This is a genomic window from Flavobacterium labens (assembly GCF_048286755.1).
Classification (GTDB): Bacteria; Bacteroidota; Bacteroidia; order Flavobacteriales; family Flavobacteriaceae; genus Flavobacterium.
Genome location: NZ_JBLVPL010000013.1, coordinates 1 through 5301, shown reverse-complemented (window position 1 = coordinate 5301; position 5301 = coordinate 1). Strand labels below are relative to the sequence as shown.

The 5301-nt window shown below is 37.1% G+C and carries 1 protein-coding gene; it reads right to left on the bottom strand.

What is annotated here, in order from left to right:
• Positions 1-206 precede the first annotated feature (206 nt).
• On the bottom strand, positions 207-5301 hold a 5095-nt coding region (locus ACNQF8_RS15250; protein ID WP_417983544.1), incomplete at its 5' end, for an HYR-like domain-containing protein.

The following is a 5301-nucleotide window of genomic DNA, read 5'->3' as shown; positions in this document are numbered from 1 at the left end:
AAGGCTGTAAACATCAAAACGAAAGAAAATAATTTTGTTTTCATAGTAGATATTTATTATTTTAAATTATCTATCGAACTCATTTATAAGAATCCGGCAGGTCGGCTTGATAAATTTCCTTAGGGTTTATTATTTATAATAATAGGGGCTAAAGATATTATTTTTATTATACCTGAGGATTTTTTTATCCTCAGGTATAAGATTAATTATTTTGTTAAGTATAAATACCCGTCTTTTTTATTGGTAATGATTTTTCCGTCATTATCAACAGAGGTATAATTCAAGATATAAAAGTAAGTTCCAGTAGGTAAACCAGAAGATTGTTGAACAGTTGATCTACCTCCAGAAACTCCATCAAACGAATTACTTGTATTATTGTATCCTTTAGTTTCAAAAACCAATACTCCCCAACGGTTATAAATCTCTACCGTGTTTTCTGGATAACAAACAGTATCATCAATATTATCGATTATGAATTTTTCATTAATTCCGTCACCATTTGGAGAGAAAGCATTATGAACCAATACAGTTCCACAAGCTAATACAACACCACCACAACCAGTATTTACTGTCATAATTACTCTAATTGTACTTGGACAAGTAGTATCATTTACTTTATATTCAAAGTTGTAATCTCCAATTGGAAGCCCAACAGCATTAAAAAAGCTCCCTAGTAAACCACCTGAATTATTAAGATCTACCCAAGTTCCGTTTGCAGGAGTACCTACTGGTAATAAATCGTTTAGATTGGTAGTTGTAGTTTCTCCATCATTACAAACTGAACTGTTTATTGTCACAATGCTATTAGGAATAGTAACATTGATGATTTGAGTAAACTCAGATACATTTCCACAAGTATCAGCTACAGACCATTTTCTTACGATTGAATAAGAATTTTCGGTTCTGTTAATGATATTTTCAGTAAAAATAGCCGGAGAAACTGTAGAACAATTATCTACAAATACAAGTTCAGGCTTAGCAGGAATTACATCACAATTTACATTAATTGTTGAATTGAACGGAGAGGCAGTTGTTGGACCAACAGTATCTACTATATTAATTGTTTGTGAAGCCGTACTTGCATTTCCACAAGCATCAGCAGCAGTCCAAGTTCTTGTTACAGAATATGAACCAGCACATTGACCGTTTGTAGTTACATCTGCAAAAGTTAAAGTTACAGTTGAACCACATCCGTCAGTTGCAATGGCTTGAGCGAACACGGGCGTTGCAGGGCAAGATATAGTTGACGCAGAAGGTAACGCAGTAATAACAGGAGCAACTGTATCTTGAATATTTATGGTTTGTGAAGCCGTAGCAGCATTTCCACAAGCATCAGTAGCAGTCCAAGTTCTCGTTACAGAATAAGAACCAGCACATTGACCGTTTGTAGTCACATCTGCAAAAGTCAAAGTTACAGTTGAACCACAACCATCAGTTGCAATGGCTTGAGTAAATTCAGGCGTTGCAGGACAAGAGATAGTTGATGTTTCCGGTAAGGCATTAATAACTGGAGCAACTGTATCTTGAACATTTATGGTTTGTGAAGCCGTAGAAACATTTCTACAAGCATCAGTAGCAGTCCAAGTTCTTGTTACAGAATAAGAACCAGCACATTGATCGTTTGTAGTCACATCTGCGAAAGTCAAAGTTAAAGTTGAACCGCATCCATCAGTTGCAATTGCTTGAGTAAATTCAGGCGTTGCAGGGCAAGAGATAGTTGACACAGAAGGTAACTCAGCTATAACTGGAGCAGTTGTATCTTGAACGTTTATAGTTTGTGAAGCTGAAGCAGTATTTCCACAAGCATCAGTAGCAGTCCAAGTTCTCGTTACGGAATAAGAACCCGCACATTGACCGTTTGTAGTAACATCTACGAAAGTTAGAGTTACAGTTGAACCACATCCATCAGTTGCAATTGCTTGAGTAAACTCAGGCGTTGCAGGGCAAGAGATTGTTGATACAGAAGGTAACGGAACAAATACAGGAGCAGTTGTATCTTGAACGGTTATAGTTTGTGAAGCTGTAGCAGCATTTCCACAAGTGTCTGTAGCTGTCCAAGTTCTCGTTACAGAATACGAACCAGTACATTGACCGTTTGTTGTTACATCTGCAAAAGTTAAAGTTACTATTGAACCACAATTATCAGTTGCAATGGCTTGAGTAAATTCAGGCGTTGCAGGACAAGAGATAGTTGATATTTCAGGTAGTGCGCTGATTACTGGAGCAGTTGTATCAATTACATTAATGATTTGTGAAGTAGAAGATGAGTTGCTACAAGCATCAGTAAATGTCCAAGTTCTTTTAATAACAAACGAGTTAAGACACTCACCTTGAGTAATCACATCAACCCCTTCAGCAGTAATTTCACCATTACAATTATCAGTTGCAGTAAGTGATATTATTGCAGGAACATCTGTAGCACAAGCTAAGGTTACTGTTATAGGAGCTTCGGGAGCTACAGGAGCAGTAGTGTCTTTTACACTAAATGTAGCTGATGTCGAAGAACTATTTCCACACGCATCTTTTACGGTAAATATTACAGTTACTGCGGTTGAACAATCATTAGAAAGTGTATTAAAATTATTAGACCAAGTTACATCTGAACAATTATCGGATGCAGTTGCCCCACCGTTATTGGCTAACCAAGTAGCAATTGCATTTTGATTCCCTTCGCTATCACATTCAACAGTTATATTTGAAGCAGTTGTATTAATTATCGGAGCCGTTGTATCTTGAATAGTGATTACTTGAGTAAATACAGCCGAAGTGTTACCACAATCGTCATTTACAGTCCAAGTATTAGTATAGGTTCCAGCATTTGCACATTCAGAAGAAGCAACAAACGCACCGACTACTTTAGTGATATTGGAAACATCGGTATCACATAAATCAGCAGCAGTAGGGAAAGAAGCTTGAGCAGTTGCTAAAGCTTCTGTATCGCTACATTCTACAGTAGTATCTAAAGCAGTTGCCAGAGTAGACCAAGTTGGAGCTGTTGTATCTTGAATAGTAATTACTTGAGTAAATACAGCCGAAGTGTTTCCACAATCGTCATTTACAGTCCAAGTGTTAGTATAGGTTCCAGCATTGGCACATTCAGAAGAAGGAACAAACGAACCGACTACTTTAGTGATATTGGAAACATCCGTGTCACATAAATCTATAGCAGCAGGGAAAGCTGCTTGGGCTGTAGCCAAAGCTTCTGTATCACTACATTCTATAGTAGTATTTAAAGCTGTTGCTAGAGTAGACCAAGTTGGAGCCTTTGTGTCTTGAATAGTAATCACCTGAGTAAATAAAGCCGAAGTGTTTCCACAATCGTCATTTACAGTCCAAGTGTTAGTATAGGTTCCGGCATTGGCACATTCAGAAGAAGCAACAAACGCACCGACTACTTTGGTGATATTGGAAACATCGGTATCACATAAATCAGCAGCAGTAGGGAAAGCAGCTTGGGCCGTTGCCAAAGCTTCTACATCGCTACATTCTACAGTAGTATTTAAAGCAGTTGCTTGAGTAGACCAAGTTGGAGCCGTTGTGTCTTGAATCGTAATTACTTGAGTAAATACCGCAGAAGTGTTTCCACAATCGTCATTTACAGTCCAAGTGTTAGTATAGGTTCCTGCATTGGCACATTCAGAAGAAGGAACAAACGCACCGACTACTTTAGTGATATTGGAAACATCCGTATCACATAAATCAACAGCAGTAGGGAAAGCAGCTTGGGCTGTAGCCAAAGCTTCTGCATCGCTACATTCTACCGTGGTGTTTAAAGCAGTTGCTTGAGTAGACCAAGTTGGATCCCTTGTGTCTTGAACCGTAATCACTTGAGTAAATACAGCCGAAGTGTTTCCACAATCGTCATTTACCGTCCATGTGTTGGTGTAAGTTCCAGCATTGGCACATTCAGAAGAAGGAACAAACGAACCGCTTACTTTAGTGATATTGGAAACATCCATATCACAATTGTCTTTAGCTATTGGACTTAGAGATTGAGCATTTGCCAAAGCTTCTGGATTATTGCATTCGATAGAAGTATTTAAAGCATCTGCACCAGTAATCCAAGTTGGAGAACTAGCATCTATAATTTTAATAGTTTGAGTTGAAGTTGCTTTATTTCCACATGCATCGGTTACAGTCCAAGTTCTAGAAATTACTTTATTTCCAACACAAAGACTTGTAGGTTTTAAACAAACACTTTTAAATTTAACACTACCATTTACATTAGCTTGTTTTTTTGAATATACAAACCAATCTCCGTTCATAGATCCTGTAAATTCTTCAAAACTAGAAACAAAAGAAGATACTCCAATAATATTATTTGAAGAAGTAGTTTCTCCATTTGGTCTCAAGCTAATACTAACTCCATTTTGAATAAAATTATTATTATTCCATTTTGTATAACCTGAACTATTAGGATAAAAAACAGGTAAATATAATTCTTGAGTATTTGATGATTCATCATCACATTCTCCTCCTTCACAATAAGGTCCAACTAATTTAATTGCTTGACCACTTGGAGCAACTAAAATAAATTCAGCTCTCCCTTTTCCTTGATTCGTTTCGAATGCCAAACTAATTTTTTCAATATTAGCAGCTGTTAAATTATCAAAACCAGATATGGTGAAAGGAAAGTAATTTCCATTTCCTGCGTTTATTTCTTGCTCATCAAAACTTCCAAAACATTCAGAATCAACATACGTAGCTAATGGATTAGAATCACAATTATCTTGAATATTAGTTACTGTACCAGTTGAACTTGTGCTAATGTCTGCAAGACAGTTTTCATCACTTGAAAGTGTTATGTCTGCAGGGGTTGTAAAAGTTGGAGCACTATTGTCAATTACAGTAATCGTTTGAACAAAATTAGCTGAAGTATTTCCACAACCATCGGTAAAGTTCCAAGTACGTACTCTCACGTAAGCATTAGCGCAATTAGCATCGGCTGTAGTCACATCACTCACTAAAACTTTAGTTGGAGCAAGTGAGCAATTATCGGTAGCAGCAGGCGATAAAGCCAAAGCGGCAGTTATGCCAGCAGTATTGTTACATTGTAGCGTTATATTTAAAGAATCTTCGGCTGTAGTTACTACAGGCGCAGTATTGTCAATAACAGTAATCGTTTGCACAAAACTATCTGAAGTGTTTGAACAACCATCAGTAAAATTCCAAGTACGTACTCTCACATAAGCATTAGAACAAGTAGCATCAGCGGAAGTAATATCACTCAATAAATTTTTAGTTGGAGCATTCGTACAATTATCGGTAGCAACAGGCGATAAAGCCAAAGCAGCAGTTATG